Below are 277 nucleotides of genomic sequence, written 5' to 3' on the forward strand. Positions count from 1 at the left end.
TTGCTAAACTTACCCAAATGCACCTGAAATCGCTGACGCTGAAAGGCTTCAAATCATTCGCGTCGGCGACGTCTCTGAAATTCGAGCCAGGAATTTGCGCCGTCGTCGGGCCGAATGGCTCCGGCAAGTCCAATGTGGTGGACGCTCTGGCCTGGGTAATGGGTGAGGGAAGCGCCAAGACGCTGCGCGGCGGAAAGATGCAAGATGTCATCTTTGCCGGCGCCGGCGACCGCAAGGCTCTGGGGCGCGCCGAGGTCACCCTCACCATCGATAATGC

The 277-nt window shown here is 59.2% G+C and carries 1 protein-coding gene; it reads left to right on the top strand.

Translation table 11 applies throughout. The features are described 5' to 3' along the window. Nucleotides 1-17: 17 nt before the first annotated feature. The coding region (locus QN399_RS26310) for an AAA family ATPase (protein WP_330201943.1) at nucleotides 18-277 on the top strand (260 nt) is incomplete at its 3' end.

The organism is Pseudomonas sp. 10C3 (assembly GCF_036346185.1).
GTDB lineage: Bacteria > Pseudomonadota > Gammaproteobacteria > Pseudomonadales > Pseudomonadaceae > Aquipseudomonas.